Source organism: Nocardia brevicatena NBRC 12119, assembly GCF_000308495.1.
GTDB classification, from domain to species: Bacteria; Actinomycetota; Actinomycetes; order Mycobacteriales; family Mycobacteriaceae; genus Nocardia; species Nocardia brevicatena.
In genome coordinates this window covers 1-567 of record NZ_BAFU01000157.1, presented here as the reverse complement: position 1 = coordinate 567, position 567 = coordinate 1, and the positions used below count along the sequence as shown (strand labels likewise).

The 567-nt window shown below is 69.3% G+C and carries 1 protein-coding gene; it reads right to left on the bottom strand.

Translation table 11 applies throughout. From position 1 onward, the window contains the following. On the bottom strand, nt 1–453 hold a 453-nt coding region (locus tag ON20_RS25715; protein ID WP_040839571.1), incomplete at its 3' end, for a hypothetical protein. Between the last annotated feature and the right edge of the window lie 114 nt (nt 454–567).

Sequence of the window (567 nt, the reverse complement as noted above, 5' to 3'; positions counted from 1 at the left end):
TTGCAGCTCCCACTGCATGATCCGATCCTGGGCCCGACTGGCCTGGTCCTCGGCCTGCTGGGCCAGCTGGGCCGCCTGATCGGCCTGGTCCTGGGCCGACTGGGCCCGCTGATGGGCCTGGTTGGCCTCGCTTTGGGCCTGCTGGGCCTGGTTCTGGGCCCGGTCGGCCTCGTTCTGGGCCTGCTGGGCCTGGTTCTGGGCCTGCACCGCCTGTTGACGGGTCTGCTGGGCCTGCTGGTTGGCCTGGTTGGCCTCGCTCTGGGCGACCTGGGCCTGGTGCTGGACCTGCCGCGACTGCTGCTGCGCCTGGCGGGCCTGGTTCTGGGCCTGCTGGGCGTAGTGGCGGGCGTTCTGCGCTTCCTGGCGTCCCTCGTCCAAACCCAACCGCAGCACATCCAGGTCGCCGACGGTGACGCGGCCGGCCGTAGTGGTGGATTCCGATGCCTGTGCCATTCGAGATTTCCCTTCATGACGTCGTGAACGGAAAACGAACTCTTCGAGCAGCCGAATCCTCGCACGCCCACCACCGCCCGACCGCCACCCCGCCGTCCATCCGGCGTGCCACGA